At 74.9% G+C, this 1,436-nt stretch carries 2 protein-coding genes; one reads left to right on the top strand and one right to left on the bottom strand.

Annotation, left to right across the window (positions count from 1 at the left end):
• The coding region (locus DQW85_RS23050) for a FadR/GntR family transcriptional regulator (RefSeq protein ID WP_205315340.1) at window positions 1–442 on the bottom strand (442 nt) is incomplete at its 3' end.
• 147 nt (window positions 443–589) lie between these two features.
• On the opposite strand from DQW85_RS23050, the gene DQW85_RS23045 reads away from it, so the two are divergent.
• On the top strand, window positions 590–1,436 hold an 847-nt coding region (locus DQW85_RS23045), incomplete at its 3' end, for a serine/threonine-protein kinase (protein ID WP_162795265.1).

The following is a 1,436-nucleotide window of genomic DNA, read 5'->3' as shown; positions in this document are numbered from 1 at the left end:
GGGCGGCGTCGCCGGCCGTCTCCAGCTCCCCGAGCAGGCCGCGCAGGCTCAGGACCAGGTCGGCGCCGGCCCGGACGGCGCACAGCGCGGCCGCGTCGGCGCCCATCGCCGCGCGCATCTCCATCACCGACCGCACGACCAGGGGGTCCAGCGTGCCGTCGGGCCGCAGGAACAGGCGCGGCAGCAGGTCGAGCCCCGCGCTGCTGCGGTAGTCGCGGACCCGGGTGGCATCGCCGTGCCGGATCCGCACCAGACCGAGCTGGTCGAGCCGCTGGAGGGCCTCGCGCAGCGCCTGCCGGTTGACCCCGAACGTCTCGGTCAGGATCCGCTCGGGCGGCAGCGCCGTGCCGGAGGCGAGCGTGCCGTCGAGGATCTGGGCGGCGATCTGCTCGAACACCTCCGCGGACACCGACGTGCGGCGGACGGGCGTGAAGTCGCTCACATCCCCGACCATGACAGGGAGAGGACAGGTGGTCAAGAGGTCAGACCACTGCGCCATGGCCGTGGCGGGGATCGGGCGGCCCTATCGTTGGGGGAAAATGATGTTTCTGGATCCATTGGCGGAGATATGTCGGACGAAGCGCCGTCCATGATCGCTGACCGGTACCGGCTCGACGAGCTCATCGGCAGCGGGCCGATGGGAGAGGTGTGGCGGGGCTACGACACCCGTGCCGACTGGACGGTGGCGGTCAAGGTCCTGGGCGCCGGGGCGGCCTCGCGTGAGGTGCTCAGGCGGCACGCCCAGGCCGTCGCCCGGGTCATCCACCCGAACGTGGCCATGGTGCTCGACGTGGGAGACCAGGACGGCACGCCGTACCTCGTGACGGAGTTCCTCACCGGCGAGAGCCTGGGGGAGGAGCTGGCCGCGCGCGGGCCGTTGCCGATCGTCGAGGTGTGCGACCTCGTGGGGCAGGCCGCCGCCGGGCTCGACGCCGCCCACCGGGCGGGGGTGGTGCACGGGAAGGTGGAGCCGGACGGGTTCCGGCGGGCGGGCAGCGGGGTGCTCAAGGTCGTGGGGTTCGGGCTGGCCGGCCAGCGCCCTTCGGGGGACCGGGTGAGGTACAGCGCTCCCGAGCGGCTGGACGGGCGTCCCGCCGAGGCCGCCGCCGACATGTACGCGCTCGGGTGCGTGTGCTACGAGCTGCTGTGCGGGCGGCCGCCGTTCGAGGGCACGCCGGACGAGGTGGCCGGACAGCACCTGCGCGCCGAGCCCGCGCCGCCCGGAGGGCACCGCGCGGAGGTGCCCGCCGAGCTGGACCGGCTGGTGCTCGCCATGCTGGCCAAGGAGCCCGCCGCGCGTCCGTCCAACGGGGAGGCGGTACGCCGGACGCTTGCCGCCATCGCCCGGCCCGGCTCCCAGCCCGTGCCCGTACCCGAGCCCGCTCCCGCCCCCGGACCCGGTGCCGTCCCCGTTCCGGTGCCCGGAACCGCCCCCG

The sequence above is a fragment of the Nonomuraea lactucae genome (assembly GCF_003313395.1).
GTDB lineage: Bacteria > Actinomycetota > Actinomycetes > Streptosporangiales > Streptosporangiaceae > Nonomuraea > Nonomuraea lactucae.
The sequence above is the reverse complement of the archived record's forward strand: the minus strand, read 5'-3'. Positions and strand labels throughout refer to the sequence as shown.